Raw genomic sequence first — 13,971 nt, forward strand, 5'->3', positions numbered from 1 at the left:
GGGCCATTCCTCGTCTGTCAGCGTGGGAGGCAAGCCGGGCGCCGAGTGCGCGCCGGTGAGCGCTATTGTTTCATACGCTGGCGACGCTGCGCCAATGAGCCGCAAGGGTCAGGACTTGCGCTCGCAAGCCGGCCAGATCCAGACCTTCGTTGTGGATCACCGCATCGGCCGCCGCGCGCCGCTGCGCACGGCTGGCTTGTTGCCGAAGCACCGCTTCCACTGCGGCCGGCGTCCATCCCGAGCGCTGTGTGACCCGCGCGATCTGACTGGCCTCGTCACAGTCAACCACCAGCACGCGCAGCATTTGCGAGCGCCAGCGCCCCGACTCGACCAGCAGCGGCACATCGAACACCAGCAGATCGCTGCTCGCCGCCTCCGCCTGAGCCCGGGTCTCGGCACCTATCATCGGGTGCATGATGGCCTCAAGGCGGCGCAGCGCCTCAGGGTCGGCAAAGGCCAGCTCGCGCATATGGGCCCGGTTCAGCGCGCCCTCCGCCGTCAGGGCCTGGAGGCCGAAGGCGGTGGTGATTGCCGGCATCGCGGCCCCGCCGGCGGCCGTCAGCTGTCGTGAGATCGCATCGGTGTCGATCAGGGCGGCACCGGCCTCGCGCAAAAAGCCCGCGACCGTGCTCTTGCCGCTGCCGATGCCGCCGGTCAGGCCGATCCGCAAGGCCATCAGGCCCAGCCCAGCCAACCGAGCACCCGCTCCGAGCCGGCAAACAGCACGACCAGGCCGCCGCCGGCGAGGAAGGGACCGAAGGGCACATAGCGGCCTTCGCGCAGGCTGCTGCTCATCTTCATCGCGATGCCGACGATAGCTCCGATCACCGAGGCGCCCAGCACGATGGGCAGAATCATCTGCCAACCCAGCCAGGCACCCAGCGCAGCCAGCAGCTTGAAGTCGCCGTAGCCCATGCCTTCCTTGCCGGTGGTCAGCTTGAACAGCCAGTAGACCGACCAGAGCGAGAGATAGCCGACCAGGGCACCGATCAGGGCCTGGTCCAGCGCAATCGTCCAGCCCAGCAGCGCGGCCAGCAGGCCGGCCCACAGCAGGGGCTGGTTCAGTGAATCGGGCAGCAAGGTGGTGTCCCAGTCGATCGCCGCCAGGGCCAGCAGGCAGGCCGCGAAAGCGCACCACATCAGGCTTACAGGCTGGGCGCCGAAACGCCAGCCGATGGCGGCGAACAGCAGGCCGGTCAGCAGCTCGATGATGGGATAGCGGGCCGAGATGCGGGTCTTGCAGGCCGAGCAGCGGCCACCCAGACGCAGCCAGCCGATCAGCGGCAGGTTCTCATGCCAGGTCAGTTGGTGACCGCATTGGGGGCAGCGAGAGCGCGGTATGGCAATGCCCAGCCCGGGCAGCTTGTCCAGGTGCCGGGCCAGTTCTTGCGCGGCTGCCGCCAGCTTGTCTGCGGGCGCCTTGGACAGGCCGGAGCGCTGCAAGTCGGGGCTGTCGGACAGCTGGGCTGCGGCATCGCCCAGCCACTGCCGCTCCAACATCAAAGGCAGCCGATGCACCACCACATTGAGAAAGCTGCCTATGCACAGGCCCAGGACTCCCAGGCTATACGGAGACAACAGCCATTCGATTTCTTGTGTCATGCAGTGGCTTGCTCAGACCACCTGGCCGAGTTTGAAGATGGGCATGTACATCGCGACGACGATGCCGCCGATGAGGCCGCCAAGGATCACGATGATGAAGGGCTCCATCAGGCTGGACAGCGCCTTGACGGCCTCGTCGACCTCGTCCTCGTAGAACTCGGCCGACTTGGCCAGCATATGATCCAGCGAGCCGGACTCTTCGCCGATCGATGCCATCTGCAGCACCATGGTCGGGAAGATGCCGGTGGCCTGCATCGAGGTGGTCAGGGCCGCGCCGGTGGAGACATCGCGCTGGATCTTCTCGGTGGCCTCGGCGAACACCGCATTGCCGGAGGCGCCGCCGACCGAGTCGAGCGCCTCGACAAGAGGCACGCCGGCCGCAAACATTGTCGACAAGGTGCGGGTCCAGCGCGCCACCGCCGACTTGTAGAGCAGGTCGCCAAACACCGGGATCTTCAGCAGCACGCGGTCCATCGTATGCTGCATCTTTACCGAGCGCTTCCAGGACTGCAGGAAGAAATAGATGCCACCGCCGAGGCCACCGAAGATGGCCCACCAGTAGGAAACGAAGAACTCCGACATTGCGATCACCATCAGGGTCGGTGCCGGCAGGTCGGCGCCGAAGGACTGGAACACGTCCTTGAAGGCCGGCACGACGAAGATCATGATCACCGCGACGACGATGAATGCGACGGTCAGCACCGCGACCGGGTAGGTCAGGGCCGACTTGATCTTGTTCTTGAGCGCAACGGTCTTCTCCTGGTAGATCGCCAGCCGGTCCAGCAAAGCCTCCAGAATACCGCCCGACTCGCCGGCCTCGACCAGATTGCAGTACAGCGCGTCGAAGTACATCGGGTGCTTGCGGAAGGCCGAGGACAGGCTGGTACCGGTCTCGACATCCTGGCGGATGTCGTTGAGCAAGCGGGTCAACCGCGGATTGGTACTGCCGCGCGCAACGATGTCGAAGGACTGCAGCAAGGGCACGCCGGCCCGCATCATCGTGGCCAGTTGTCGGGTGAAGACGGCAATGTCCTTTTGCTTGATGGACTTGCCACCGCTGGCCCGGCGCTTCTTGACCTTGCTGACCAGGATGCCCTGGCGGCGCAAGGTCGCGCTGACCATGGCTTCGCCGCCGGCGCGCAGTTCACCGCGCACGGTCTTGCCGTTGCGGTCCTTGCCCTCCCATTCGAAGACAAAGTCCTTCACGCTTTTGGCTATTGCGCTGGTCGCCATGGTTTCTCCTCGAGATGTTCGGCCGGCCGCTTGATATGCGGATTGCGTTTATTCATTGGTAGCGGCCAACACCTCTTCCAAGGTGGTGACACCGGCGCGGACTTTCACCAGTCCCGATTGGCGCAGATCGCGCACGCCTTCCGCCTGGGCCTGGACGGCGATGTCCATCGACGTTCCCTCGGACAGGATGATGCGTTGAATCGCCTCGGTGATGGGCATCACTTGGTAAAGGCCGACCCGGCCCCGATACCCGTTGTTGCAACTGGAGCAGCCGACGGCGCGATAGGGCTTCCAGCTGCCGTCCAAGTCTTCCTCAACGAAGCCGCCGCGCAGCAAGGCTTCGCGCGGGTACTCGGCCGGGGCCTTGCAGTGCTCGCACAGGCGGCGCACCAGACGCTGTGCGGTGATCAGCAGCACGCTGGAGGCGATGTTGAAGGGTGCCACGCCCATATTCAGCAGCCGGGTCAGTGTGGTCGGCGCGTCATTGGTGTGCAAGGTCGACATCACCATATGGCCGGTCTGCGCGGCCTTGATCGCGATATCGGCCGTCTCCAGGTCACGGATCTCACCCACCATGATGATGTCCGGGTCCTGGCGCAGAAAGGACTTCAGGGCAGCGGCAAAAGTCAGGCCGGCCTTGTCGTTGACATTGACCTGGTTGATGCCGGGCAGGTTGATTTCGGCCGGATCTTCCACCGTCGAGATGTTGACGCCCGGCTGATTCAGGATGTTCAGGCAGGTGTAGAGCGAGACGGTCTTGCCCGAGCCGGTAGGGCCGGTGACCAGCACCATGCCATAGGGGCGCTGGATGCAGGCCATCAGCCGGTCCTTCTCGATCTTCTCGTAGCCCAGGGCCTCGATGCCCAGCTTGGCCGAAGACGAGTCGAGAATCCGGATCACGATCTTCTCGCCGAACAGGGTCGGGAGGGTGCTGATACGGAAGTCGATCGACTTGGCGCCGAACTTGAGCTTCATCCGGCCGTCCTGCGGCACCCGGCGTTCCGCAATGTCGAGTCGAGAAATCACTTTGATGCGAGAGGACAGCTTGTCCTTGATCGCGATCGGCGGCTGGGTGATCTCTCGCAGTTCACCATCGACCCGAAAGCGCACCCGGTAGTGGTATTCATAGGGCTCGAAGTGCAGGTCCGAGGCCCGCATATTGATCGCGTCGACCAGCATCTTCTGCAGAAAACGCACGACGGGCGCGTCTTCCACATCGGCGATGTCGGCGGCCGATTCCTGCGCTGCGCTGCTGTCTTCCTCGGCGATATCAAAATCGAAGTCGCCGCCGGCAATGGCGTCCAGCGTCTCGGCCGCCGTGGCTGCCGAGCCCTGCAGCATCTTGGTGAGTTTGTCGTACTCGACGATGACCCACTCGGGCGCCAGCTGGGTGGCGAACTTGATCCTCTCGACCACTTCCTGATCGGTCGGGTCGGCGCCGCCGATGAAAAGCCGGTTGCCGCGCCGCCCCAGGACGACGACCTGGTACTGCTGCGCCAGCTTGTTGTCGATCACATTGCTGGGCATGCGCTGTGGATCCATCGCATTCAGATCCAGCACCGGCAGGGCCAGCGCGAGCGACAGCGTATGGGCCAGATCCGTCGGCGAGACGGCATTGGCCGCCATCACCGACGAGACAAAGCTGATCTTCTTCTCGCGCGCCTGGCGCGCCAGGTCTTCGGCAGTCTTGACGGGCAGCTTGCCGGCGTGCACGAGCACGCGCGCGACGCCGGACAGCGCGGAATGAGGCGGCTCGATCAGAGTGGTGTCCACGGGCTTTGGTAGTGACGGGCAGCAGGGCGGGTCGAAAGATCCGCCATCTCAGCAGCTCATCTTCTCGCAAGGATTTCACACTGTAAACCGAGTGAAAGCCTGGAAAAGCCTGTCAGTCGTGTGCAAGCTCACGCTTCGGGGAGCGAGGCAGGCAAACTGATGCGTGCAAGCATCACCGCGGGCGCACCGTGACATGGCGCTGCTCGCGGCAATTGACTCTGTAGGAGATTTGATTTGGAAGGGGCCATCATGGCCCTCAACATCTTGGCGCGCTGGCGATGCGCGCAGCGGCGAAAAAACTGGTCGGGGTGAGAGGATTCGAACCTCCGGCCTCTACGTCCCGAACGTAGCGCTCTACCAGGCTAAGCTACACCCCGATTTTTTGAACTTCTGCTTGAGGGGCTCAAGCGTTCAAGCTTCGATCTACCGCAAATCCTTAGAAGGACCTGTCAACCGACCGAGCACAAAATTCTAGCAGAGCTTCGCGCCAAATTGAAGGGGGGAGCAAATTTAAACATTCGCGGGCGTGCTCGGCCTCGCGACGGGCGGCCTCGCGAGTGGCTTCCAGAGCGCCGGTGCTGCGCACGATCTTGACGATGTCGCTGAGGCCTTGGACCTCGCCATGTTCGATGGCGTGGCGTATCAGGCTGCGCTCTGCCGGTTGGCAGCGCTCCATGGCGAGCAGCAGCGGCAGCGTGGGCTTGCCCTCGCGCAGATCGTCGCCGACGTTTTTGCCCAGTGCGCTCGGGTCGCCCTCGTAATCGAGGACGTCGTCGATCAGCTGGAAGGCGGTGCCCAACGCCCGGCCGTAGCCGGCGCAAGCCTCTTCGATCTCCGGTGTGCTTTGGGCCAGCACGGCGCCAAGTCTGGCGCTGGCCTCGAACAGCTTGGCGGTCTTGTAGCGGATCACGCGCAGATAGCGATCCACCGCAACATCCGGGTCATGCATATTCATCAGTTGCAAGACCTCGCCTTCGGCGATCACATTGGTGGCTTCGGCTAGCACCTCCAGGACGCGCATGCGGTTCACCGAGACCATCATCTGGAAGGCGCGCGAGTAGAGGAAGTCGCCCACCAGCACGCTGGCGGCGTTGCCGAACAGTGCATTGGCCGTCTGCTTGCCACGGCGCAGCGATGATTCGTCGACCACATCGTCATGCAGCAAGGTCGCTGTATGGATGAACTCGACCACGGCCGCCATCTCAAAGCGCTCGTGCTTGTCGAAGCCCAGGGCATTGGCAAACAGCAGGACCAGTTTGGGTCGCATCCGCTTGCCGCCGGCATGCACGATGTAGCCGGCGATCTGATTGATCAGGGCCACATCGGAGGTCAGTCGCTGCGCGATGACGGCATCAACCTCACGCATTTCGGCGTCCAGTTTGGCTTGAACCTCGGCGACGGGGGAGGGGGACGAGGCGGACGCAGCGTGCACACTCAGCTCTCTGTTTGGCGAAGCCGGGATTATAGGAACAGCCAGGGCTTGCCCGGGGTCCGGTGTGATCTCGCGGCAGCGGTGCTGGACCGGTCTTGGTGTTTTCCCCGGTGCATGCTACACTCGCGGGCTCTGCGCCGTTGACGGTGCGGGGTTTGAGGCTTGCGCGCACTCGCTTTGCGGGTGCTGGCAAGTGGGTTTTATTGAAAGGGCTGATATGTACGCGGTCATAAAAACCGGTGGCAAGCAATACAAAGTTGCTGCTGGCGAAAAGATCAAGGTAGAACAGATTGCTGCGGATGTTGGCCAAGAGATTGTGATCGACCAGATTCTGGCTGTCGGAAACGGCGCTGAATTGAAGATCGGCACTCCCTTGGTTGCTGGCGCAAGCATTACCGCCACGGTTGTGGCTCACGGTAGGCACGACAAAGTGCGCATCTTCAAGCTGCGCCGTCGTAAGCACTACAAGAAGAGTCAAGGCCATCGCCAGAACTTCACCGAGCTGGAAATCAGCGCGGTGAATGGCTGATCGATAGTCGATTCTTCTTCGCCAACAGTTTCAAGGAGCTAATCCATGGCACAGAAAAAGGGCGGCGGTTCCACACGGAACGGCCGCGACTCCAAACCTAAGATGTTGGGTGTGAAGGCCTTCGGCGGCCAGACCATCTCGGCAGGTTCCATCATCGTGCGTCAGCGCGGCACCAAGTTCCATCCCGGCACCAATGTCGGTATCGGCAAGGACCACACGCTGTTTGCACTGGTCGACGGCCAAGTGTCGTTCGCCATCAAGGGTGAGAAGAGCCGTCAAACGGTGTTCGTCACGCCGGTCTGATTGACCGCGTGTATCGCTGGCGGCAGCGCTGCAGCCGTTCGCCAGCGACCTGAAGCCCCGGCTCGCCGGGGCTTTTGCTTTTTGAGGCTGCGGCAGCGGGGAAGGTCGCAACAGGCCTTGCCTTACCATAGCCCTCAAAAGGCGCAGACAAGCATATGAAGTTCGTAGACGAAGCCACCATCGATATCGTGGCCGGCAATGGTGGTGCCGGTTGTGCGAGCTTTCGCCGCGAGAAATTCATCCCCTTCGGCGGGCCCGATGGCGGTGATGGCGGTCGCGGCGGCAGCGTCTGGGCGGTCGGCGATGTCAATCTGAACACGCTGATCGACTACCGTTACGCACGCCGCCACGAGGCCCGCAACGGCGAGGCTGGCCGCGGCTCCGATCAGTATGGCGCGGCTGCCGACGACATCGTGCTGCGCATGCCGGTCGGCACCATCATCAAGGATCTCGAGACCGACACCGTCATCGCCGAGCTGATCGAGCCGGGCGAGAAGATGCTGCTGGCCAAGGGTGGTGACGGCGGCTTCGGCAATCTGCATTTCAAGACCAGCACCAATCGCGCACCGCGTCAGAAGACGCCGGGCTGGCCCGGTGAAGCCAAGAAGCTCAAGCTGGAACTGCGCGTCCTGGCCGATGTCGGTCTGCTGGGGCAGCCCAATGCCGGCAAGTCGACGCTGATCACGGCCGTCTCCAACGCCCGCCCGAAGATCGCCGACTACCCCTTCACGACCCTGCATCCGAATCTGGGGGTGGTGCGCGTCGCGCCGGAGAAGAGTTTCGTCGTCGCCGACATCCCCGGCCTGATCGAGGGCGCGTCCGAAGGTGCCGGTTTGGGTCATCAGTTCCTGCGGCATCTGCAGCGCACCCGCCTGCTGCTGCATGTGGTCGACCTGGCGCCTTTCGATCCCGAGGTCGATCCGGTCGTTGAGGCCAAGGCCATCGTCAACGAGTTGAAGAAGTACGACGAATCGCTCTACAACAAGCCGCGCTGGCTGGTGCTGAACAAGCTGGACATGGTGCCGGAGGACGAGCGCGCCAAGCGCGTCAAGGACTTCGTCAAGCGCTACAAGTGGAAGGGTCCGGTGTTCGAGATATCGGCGTTGACCCGCGAGGGCTGCCAGCCTTTGATCCACGCGATCTATGACCATGTGGCGGCCGAGCAGCGCGTCATCGTCGAGCCGGATATCCGCTTCACACCGGCGGAGGGTGGCGAGCAGGAGCAGGCATGAGCGGCCATGCGCTAAAGGACGCGCGCCGCATCGTCGTCAAGGTCGGCTCCAGCCTGGTCACCAATGAGGGCCGTGGTGTCGACGCCGAAGCCATCGGCAACTGGTGCCGGCAACTGGCCGCACTGGCGGGCCAGGGGCGCGAACTTGTGATGGTGTCCAGCGGCGCCATCGCCGAAGGCATGAAGCGCCTGGGCTGGGCCACCCGACCCAAGGAGATCCACGAGCTGCAGGCCGCAGCCGCCGTCGGTCAGATGGGCCTGGCCCAGATGTACGAGACCAAGCTGCGCGAGCAGGGCATGGGTAGCGCCCAGGTCTTGCTGACGCACGCCGACCTGGCCGACCGCGAACGCTATCTGAACGCGCGCTCGACCCTGCTGACCCTGCTGCAGCACCGCGTGCTGCCGGTCATCAACGAGAACGACACCGTCGTCAACGACGAGATCAAGTTCGGTGACAACGACACCTTGGGCGCCCTGGTGGCCAATCTGGTCGAGGCCGACGCGCTGGTGATACTGACCGATCAGAAGGGCCTGTACTCGGCCGACCCGCGCAAGGACCCGAATGCCCGCTTCATCGACGAGGCGGTGGCCGGCACGCCCGAGCTGGAGCTGATGGCCGGCGGTGCCGGCTCATCACTGGGCCGTGGCGGCATGATCACCAAGATCCTGGCCGCCAAGCGTGCAGCCGGCTCGGGCGCCAGTACCGTGATCGCCTGGGGGCGCGAGCCCGATGTGCTGCTGCGCCTGGCCGCAGGCGAGGCCATAGGCACGGCCCTGCTGGCCAGCACGCCCAAGTTGGCGGCGCGCAAGCAGTGGATGGTGGACCATCTGCAGATGCGCGGTGCGGTGACGGTGGATGCCGGTGCGGCGCTCAAGCTACGCGAGGCCGGCAAGAGCCTATTGCCCATCGGTGTCGTCGAGGTGCAGGGCGAATTCCATCGGGGCGATGTGATCGCGGTGCGCGATCCGGCCGGGATGGAGCTGGCCCGCGGCCTGACCAACTACTCCAGCGCTGAGGCGCGCCTGATCGCGCGCAAGGCCTCCGGCGAGTTCGAGCGCCTGCTCGGCTATGCCGCCGAGCCGGAGCTGATCCACCGGGACAATCTGGTGCTGGTCTGACAGTAGCGGCGCTTCAGTCGCCCTCGGTGCTGGTCTCCGGCGGCGGGGCGCAAGGGTCGGGCTGGGTCGCCGGGCCCGAGTCGCGATGCTGCGGCCGCATGCCGGCGCGCAGATAGCGATTGTGGTGGTTGATACGCGGCAGATAGCGGGCCAGCTCGGTCAGCGCCATCTGGTAGACGCCGCGCTTGAACTCGATCACCGCTTCCAGCGGCACCCAGTAGTCATTCCAGCGCCAGGCATCGAACTCCGGATGGTCGGTGGCGCGCAGATTCATATCGCAGTCGCGACCCATCAGTTGCAGCAGAAACCAGATCTGCTTTTGTCCGCGGTAGTGGCCGCGCGCATCCCGGCGGATGAAGTGCTCGGGCACCTCGTAGCGCAGCCAGTCGCGGGTGCGCGCGACGATGCGCACATGGTCGGGCAGCAGCCCCACTTCCTCGTGGAGCTCTCGAAACATCGCCTGCTCAGGCGTCTCACCATGCTTGATGCCCCCTTGCGGGAACTGCCAGGAATGGGTGCGGATGCGCTTGCCCCAGAACACTTCATTCCTGTGGTTGAGCAGGATGATGCCGACGTTGGGCCGGAAGCCTTCACGGTCGAGCATAATCAACCTCAAATCTTTAGTTAGATCGATTATTGCATTGGGCCGCCCTCCGGGCATTACCCTCGCTAACCCTCACACCTTTTGACTCTGCTTGGCCTCAGGCCAGGCCCCGCTCTTGCCATGAAAGCCAGCCAGTTCTTTGTCTCGACCTTGAAAGAAGCGCCCGCCGATGCCGAGGTCGTCAGCCACAAGCTGATGATGCGCGCCGGCATGATCAAGCGACTCGGCGCCGGCATCTATAACTACATGCCGATGGGGCTGCGCGTGATCCGCAAGGTCGAGGGCATCATCCGCGAGGAAATGAACCGCGCCGGCGCGGTCGAACTGCTGATGCCGGTGGTCCAGCCGGCCGAGCTGTGGCAGGAGACCGGCCGCTTCGACAAGATGGGCCCCGAGCTGCTGCGCGTGAAGGATCGCCACGATCGCGACTTCATCATCCAGCCGACCAGCGAAGAGGTGATCACCGATATCGCCCGCCAGGAACTGCGCAGCTACAAGCAGCTGCCGAAGAATTTCTATCACATCCAGACCAAGTTCCGCGACGAGCGTCGCCCGCGCTTCGGCATCATGCGGGGTCGCGAGTTCACGATGAAGGACGCCTACTCCTTCGACCGTGATGTCGAGTCGGCCGGCCGCAGCTACGAGACCATGTACGGCGCCTACTGCAAGATCTTTGATCGCCTGGGCCTGCAGTACCGTGCCGTGGCGGCCGATACCGGCGCCATCGGCGGCGACCGTTCGCACGAGTTCCAGGTCATTGCCGATACCGGCGAAGACGCCATCGTCTACTGCCCGACCAGCGACTTCGCGGCCAATATCGAGCTGGCCGAGGCCGTGGCCTTGCTGGCCGCACGTGGCGCGGCCACCCAGCCGCTGAGCAAGACGCCGACGCCGGGCAAGAGCACCTGCGCCGACGTGGCCGAGCTGCTGGCCTTGCCGCTGGCGCAGACCGTCAAGTCCCTGGTGCTGGCCACCGACGAACTGGACGACAAGGGCGACATCAAGAAGTCCACCGTCTGGCTGCTGCTGCTGCGCGGCGATCACGACTTGAACGAGGTCAAGGCCGGCAAGCTCGAGGGCATGAAGGCCGGTTTCCGGTTCGCCACCGTGGCCGAGATCGAGGAGCACTTCGGCTGCAAGCCCGGCTATCTGGGCCCGATCGGCTTGAAGAAGCCGGTCAAGATCGTCGCCGACCGCACCGTTGCCCATATGGCCGACTTCGTCTGCGGCGCCAACGAGGCCGACTTCCACTACACCGGTGCCAACTGGGGCCGCGACCTGCCCGAGCCCGATCTGGTGGCCGATATCCGCAATGTCGTGGTCGGTGACCCGTCACCGGATGGCCAGGGTGTGCTGGCCATCCAGCGCGGCATCGAGGTCGGCCATGTGTTCTATCTGGGCACCAAATACTCGCTGGCGATGAACGCCAACTACCTCGACGAGACCGGCAAGCCCAAGCCGATGGAGATGGGCTGCTACGGCATCGGCGTGACGCGAATCCTGGGCGCGGCCATCGAGCAGAACCATGATGAGCGCGGCATCATCTGGCCGGATTCGATCGCCCCGTTCACCGTCGTCCTCTGCCCGATCGGCATGGATCGCAGCGAGGAGGTCAAGGCCGCCGCGACGCAGCTGCATGATGAACTGCAGGCGCTCGGTGTCGATGTGCTGCTGGATGACCGTGGCGAGCGCCCGGGTGCGATGTTTGCCGACTGGGAACTGGTCGGCGTGCCGCATCGTGTGGTGCTGTCGGATCGCGGGCTCAAGGAGGGGCAGGTCGAATACCAGGGCCGCCGCGATGCCGAGGCCACGAAGCTGGCGCTGAGCGAGGTGCTCGGCCATCTGAAGGGCAAGCTCAAGCTTTGAGCGGGCTGTATCGACGCGCTCTGCTGCTGGGCGCGCTGCTGACGCTGCCCGGTAGGCGGGTGCTGGCGGGTGCCCAGGTCGAGGAGCCGCTGGCCGATGCGGTGCGCTCGGCCCTGTCGGCGGCCATCGCCAACAGTGCGCCGCCCAAGCCTCGTTTCGAGCGGGTCGAGGACCGGCTGGCCTATCTGCGCTGGTTGGGCGAAATGAGCGAGCGGCTCAAGCGCCGACTCTCGGAGAGCCTGACCCGCATCGAGTTTCTCGAGACCCTGTGGTACGAGAGCAAGCGTGCGGGTCTGGACCCGGCCCTGGTGCTGGGGCTGGTGCAGGTCGAGAGCGGTTTCCGCAAATACGCGATCAGCTCGGCCGGCGCGCGCGGCTATATGCAGATCATGCCCTTCTGGGCGCGCCTGATCGGCGATGGCCAGGCCTCCCGGCTCTTCCATATGCAGACCAATCTGCGCTTCGGCTGCGTGATCCTGCGCCACTATCTGGACCGCGAGCGCGGCGATCTGTTTCTGGCGCTGGGCCGCTACAACGGCAGCCGTGGCCGGGCCGAATACCCGAACGCGGTGTTTGGCAACCGCAAGCGCTGGTTGATGCCCGGGGAAGTCTAGGCCTTCAGCCCCGTCCAGGCCTTGGGCGTGGCGCCGGCCACGCCGGCCAGCTCCAGCACCCGCTCTGCGCTTTCGTTCACCAACTCCTCGATGCTTTGCGGGTGGTGATAGAAGGCCGGCAGCGGCGGGAAGACGATGCCGCCCATCTCGGTGACGGCCGTCATATTGCGCAGATGCGCCAGGTTGAAGGGCGTCTCGCGCACCATCAGGATCAGGCGGCGGCGCTCCTTGAGTGTCACATCGGCCGCACGCGTCAGCAGATTGTCGCCAAAGCCATGGGCGATGGCCGCCAGGCTCTTCATCGAGCAGGGGGCGATCACCATCGCGGCCGTGGCGAAGCTGCCGCTGGCCACGCAAGCGCCGACATCGGCCGGCGCATAGGAGAAGGAGGCCTCGGTCTCCAGCGCCTTGCGATCCAGCCCGAGCTCATGGTGCACATTGAGCACGCCGGCGGGCGTGACGATCAGATGCGTCTCCAGGCCCAGCTCTCGGCCGCGGCGCAAAAGTCGCAGCCCGTAGGCCGCGCCGGTAGCGCCGGTGATGCCGACGACCAGCCTCTGCCCGATCATTGTGCGGGCGTCAGCACCTGCTGCAGCTCACCGGCCTGGTACATCTCCATCATGATGTCCGAGCCGCCGACGAACTCGCCGTTGACATAGAGCTGCGGGATGGTCGGCCAGTTGGCGTAGTCCTTGATGCCCTGGCGCACGGCCTCGTCCTCCAGCACATTGAAGGTCTTCAGATCGCTGACGCCGCAGGCCTTCAGGATCTGGATCGCGCGGCCCGAGAAGCCGCACATCGGGAACTGCGCCGTGCCCTTCATGAACAGCACGACCCGGTTGTTCTTGACCAAGTCGTCAATGCGTTGCTGTACGTCGCTCATATCGTCTCGCCTGAAGTGGTGGAAAGCGCGCCGGCTCCGAGCCGGCGCATGCTGCCTATTATCGGCGAGGGCGGCGATGCCTGCCGGCCCGAGGCTTTGCCAGCTCAGTAGCTGTAGCTCAGGCCCAGTTGCAGCACGGGCCGCAAGCGCATGTCCATCAGCAGGTCTTCCAGGCTCTGCGAGCCCGGCGCGCTGCGGCCCAGGCGCAGCTCATCGCGCGGGCTCGACTTGGCGAGCCCGAGATCGGCGCTGAAGCCCCAGCCGCCACGCAGCGACTGGCCGGTGTAGCCGATGCCCAGGTAGGAGCGGGCATGGCCGGCATCGATGCCGGGGGGTAGCGTGCCGCCGAACAGGCTGACGCTGCGCTGGCCCACAGCCAGGCTCTGGCCCAGGCCCAGCGAGCTGTGGCCCAGTGCCAAGCCGCCGCTGCTTTGCGACAGCGTCGGCGAACCCATCAGCAGGCCGCCGGTGGCGCGCAGGCCGCCCTGGGTGTGGGGGCCTAGCAGGGAGCCGGTCAGGTAGTAGTCGCCCAGCAGATTGGCACTGAGCACCCGCGAACTCCCGCTCAGGCTGTCCAGCTGGCTCAGCTGGACGCGGGTCTGCCAACGCAAGGAGCCGATCTCGGGGACCTTGAGCTTCAGGCCTTCGGCATGTGCGGAAGCGCCAGCCATCAGCAGCAGGGCCAATGGCATCAGCCAGCGCGGGTTCGCGGCAAGGACATGGGCGACGGTACTCATGGCGACCTCCTCGTAAGCTGGCGCCTGAGGTCCAGGCGCAACTGA

The 13,971-nt window shown here is 64.6% G+C and carries 15 protein-coding genes and 1 tRNA gene; 6 read left to right on the forward strand and 10 right to left on the reverse strand.

What is annotated here, in order from left to right:
- Positions 1–70: 70 nt before the first annotated feature.
- The 6 genes from coaE to O5M90_RS22700 form a co-directional block, all read right to left on the reverse strand.
- Complete coding sequence (gene coaE / locus O5M90_RS22675; protein ID WP_269837978.1) at positions 71–676, reverse strand: dephospho-CoA kinase; 606 nt, start codon at positions 674–676, stop codon at positions 71–73.
- A complete protein-coding gene (locus tag O5M90_RS22680; RefSeq protein ID WP_269837977.1) occupies positions 676–1,602 on the reverse strand; it encodes a prepilin peptidase in 927 nt (308 codons plus the stop codon). The genes coaE and O5M90_RS22680 overlap by 1 nt, the downstream gene beginning before the upstream one ends.
- A gap of 12 nt (positions 1,603–1,614) precedes the next feature.
- Entirely contained in the window at positions 1,615–2,835 is a 1,221-nt protein-coding gene (locus tag O5M90_RS22685) for a type II secretion system F family protein (RefSeq protein WP_269837976.1), read from the reverse strand.
- 48 nt (positions 2,836–2,883) lie between these two features.
- Positions 2,884–4,608 (reverse strand): type IV-A pilus assembly ATPase PilB, encoded by a 1,725-nt coding sequence (gene pilB / locus O5M90_RS22690; RefSeq protein WP_262971275.1) that lies wholly within the window; start codon positions 4,606–4,608, stop codon positions 2,884–2,886.
- Between the two features lie 300 nt (positions 4,609–4,908).
- Positions 4,909–4,985: transfer RNA gene (locus O5M90_RS22695), tRNA-Pro, on the reverse strand.
- Between the two features lie 59 nt (positions 4,986–5,044).
- On the reverse strand, positions 5,045–5,974 hold the full coding sequence (locus O5M90_RS22700) for a polyprenyl synthetase family protein (RefSeq protein ID WP_440402357.1): 930 nt from the start codon (positions 5,972–5,974) through the stop codon (positions 5,045–5,047).
- 283 nt (positions 5,975–6,257) lie between these two features.
- On the opposite strand from O5M90_RS22700, the gene rplU reads away from it, so the two are divergent.
- The 4 genes from rplU to proB all read left to right on the forward strand — a co-directional run bounded on the left by rplU (position 6,258) and on the right by proB (position 9,222).
- Complete coding sequence (gene rplU, locus O5M90_RS22705) at positions 6,258–6,569, forward strand: 50S ribosomal protein L21 (protein ID WP_137941551.1); 312 nt, start codon at positions 6,258–6,260, stop codon at positions 6,567–6,569.
- Between the two features lie 45 nt (positions 6,570–6,614).
- Positions 6,615–6,872 (forward strand): 50S ribosomal protein L27, encoded by a 258-nt coding sequence (gene rpmA / locus O5M90_RS22710; protein ID WP_124447444.1) that lies wholly within the window; start codon positions 6,615–6,617, stop codon positions 6,870–6,872.
- Between the two features lie 155 nt (positions 6,873–7,027).
- On the forward strand, positions 7,028–8,104 hold the full coding sequence (gene obgE, locus O5M90_RS22715) for a GTPase ObgE (RefSeq protein WP_137941552.1): 1,077 nt from the start codon (positions 7,028–7,030) through the stop codon (positions 8,102–8,104).
- Positions 8,101–9,222, forward strand: coding sequence for a glutamate 5-kinase (gene proB / locus O5M90_RS22720; RefSeq protein WP_262971271.1), 1,122 nt, complete (start codon positions 8,101–8,103; stop codon positions 9,220–9,222). The genes obgE and proB overlap by 4 nt, the downstream gene beginning before the upstream one ends.
- A 13-nt stretch (positions 9,223–9,235) precedes the next feature.
- Here the strand turns inward: proB and O5M90_RS22725 are convergent, their stop codons facing one another.
- Positions 9,236–9,826, reverse strand: coding sequence for an RNA pyrophosphohydrolase (locus O5M90_RS22725; protein ID WP_269837975.1), 591 nt, complete (start codon positions 9,824–9,826; stop codon positions 9,236–9,238).
- A 120-nt stretch (positions 9,827–9,946) separates the two neighbouring features.
- Here O5M90_RS22725 and O5M90_RS22730 point away from each other — a divergent pair, with 120 nt between their 5' ends.
- Both O5M90_RS22730 and O5M90_RS22735 read left to right on the forward strand, forming a co-directional pair.
- Positions 9,947–11,692 (forward strand): proline--tRNA ligase, encoded by a 1,746-nt coding sequence (locus O5M90_RS22730; protein WP_269837974.1) that lies wholly within the window; start codon positions 9,947–9,949, stop codon positions 11,690–11,692.
- A gap of 5 nt (positions 11,693–11,697) precedes the next feature.
- A complete protein-coding gene (locus tag O5M90_RS22735) occupies positions 11,698–12,306 on the forward strand; it encodes a lytic transglycosylase domain-containing protein (protein WP_269838366.1) in 609 nt (202 codons plus the stop codon).
- Here O5M90_RS22735 and O5M90_RS22740 read toward each other — a convergent pair.
- From O5M90_RS22740 to O5M90_RS22750, 3 genes are all read right to left on the reverse strand, one after another.
- A complete protein-coding gene (locus O5M90_RS22740) occupies positions 12,303–12,875 on the reverse strand; it encodes a UbiX family flavin prenyltransferase (RefSeq protein ID WP_269837973.1) in 573 nt (190 codons plus the stop codon). The genes O5M90_RS22735 and O5M90_RS22740 overlap by 4 nt on opposite strands.
- Positions 12,872–13,189, reverse strand: a complete 318-nt coding sequence (gene grxD / locus O5M90_RS22745; protein WP_137941557.1) for a Grx4 family monothiol glutaredoxin — start codon at positions 13,187–13,189, stop codon at positions 12,872–12,874. Before grxD ends, O5M90_RS22740 begins: the two co-directional genes overlap by 4 nt.
- A gap of 104 nt (positions 13,190–13,293) precedes the next feature.
- Positions 13,294–13,926 carry a hypothetical protein gene (locus tag O5M90_RS22750; RefSeq protein WP_269837972.1) on the reverse strand — a complete coding sequence of 211 codons (633 nt, stop codon included), beginning with the start codon at positions 13,924–13,926 and terminating at the stop codon, positions 13,294–13,296.
- Positions 13,927–13,971 lie beyond the last annotated feature (45 nt).

Source organism: Paucibacter sp. M5-1 (genome assembly GCF_027498415.2).
In the GTDB taxonomy this organism is placed as follows: Bacteria; Pseudomonadota; Gammaproteobacteria; order Burkholderiales; family Burkholderiaceae_C; genus Roseateles_E.

Bases quoted from the DNA above. Each gene is read 5' to 3' on its own strand.
- O5M90_RS22750 (WP_269837972.1), bottom strand. From the start codon at position 13,926: ATGAGTACCGTCGCCCATGTCCTTGCCGCGAACCCGCGCTGGCTGATG.
- O5M90_RS22725 (WP_269837975.1), bottom strand. From the start codon at position 9,826: ATGCTCGACCGTGAAGGCTTCCGGCCCAACGTCGGCATCATCCTGCTC.
- grxD (WP_137941557.1), bottom strand. From the start codon at position 13,189: ATGAGCGACGTACAGCAACGCATTGACGACTTGGTCAAGAACAACCGG.
- O5M90_RS22700 (WP_440402357.1), bottom strand. From the start codon at position 5,974: ATGCGTGAGGTTGATGCCGTCATCGCGCAGCGACTGACCTCCGATGTG.
- rpmA (WP_124447444.1), top strand. From the start codon at position 6,615: ATGGCACAGAAAAAGGGCGGCGGTTCCACACGGAACGGCCGCGACTCC.
- rplU (WP_137941551.1), top strand. From the start codon at position 6,258: ATGTACGCGGTCATAAAAACCGGTGGCAAGCAATACAAAGTTGCTGCT.
- proB (WP_262971271.1), top strand. From the start codon at position 8,101: ATGAGCGGCCATGCGCTAAAGGACGCGCGCCGCATCGTCGTCAAGGTC.
- O5M90_RS22685 (WP_269837976.1), bottom strand. From the start codon at position 2,835: ATGGCGACCAGCGCAATAGCCAAAAGCGTGAAGGACTTTGTCTTCGAA.
- coaE (WP_269837978.1), bottom strand. From the start codon at position 676: ATGGCCTTGCGGATCGGCCTGACCGGCGGCATCGGCAGCGGCAAGAGC.
- obgE (WP_137941552.1), top strand. From the start codon at position 7,028: ATGAAGTTCGTAGACGAAGCCACCATCGATATCGTGGCCGGCAATGGT.
- O5M90_RS22680 (WP_269837977.1), bottom strand. From the start codon at position 1,602: ATGACACAAGAAATCGAATGGCTGTTGTCTCCGTATAGCCTGGGAGTC.
- O5M90_RS22740 (WP_269837973.1), bottom strand. From the start codon at position 12,875: ATGATCGGGCAGAGGCTGGTCGTCGGCATCACCGGCGCTACCGGCGCG.
- O5M90_RS22730 (WP_269837974.1), top strand. From the start codon at position 9,947: ATGAAAGCCAGCCAGTTCTTTGTCTCGACCTTGAAAGAAGCGCCCGCC.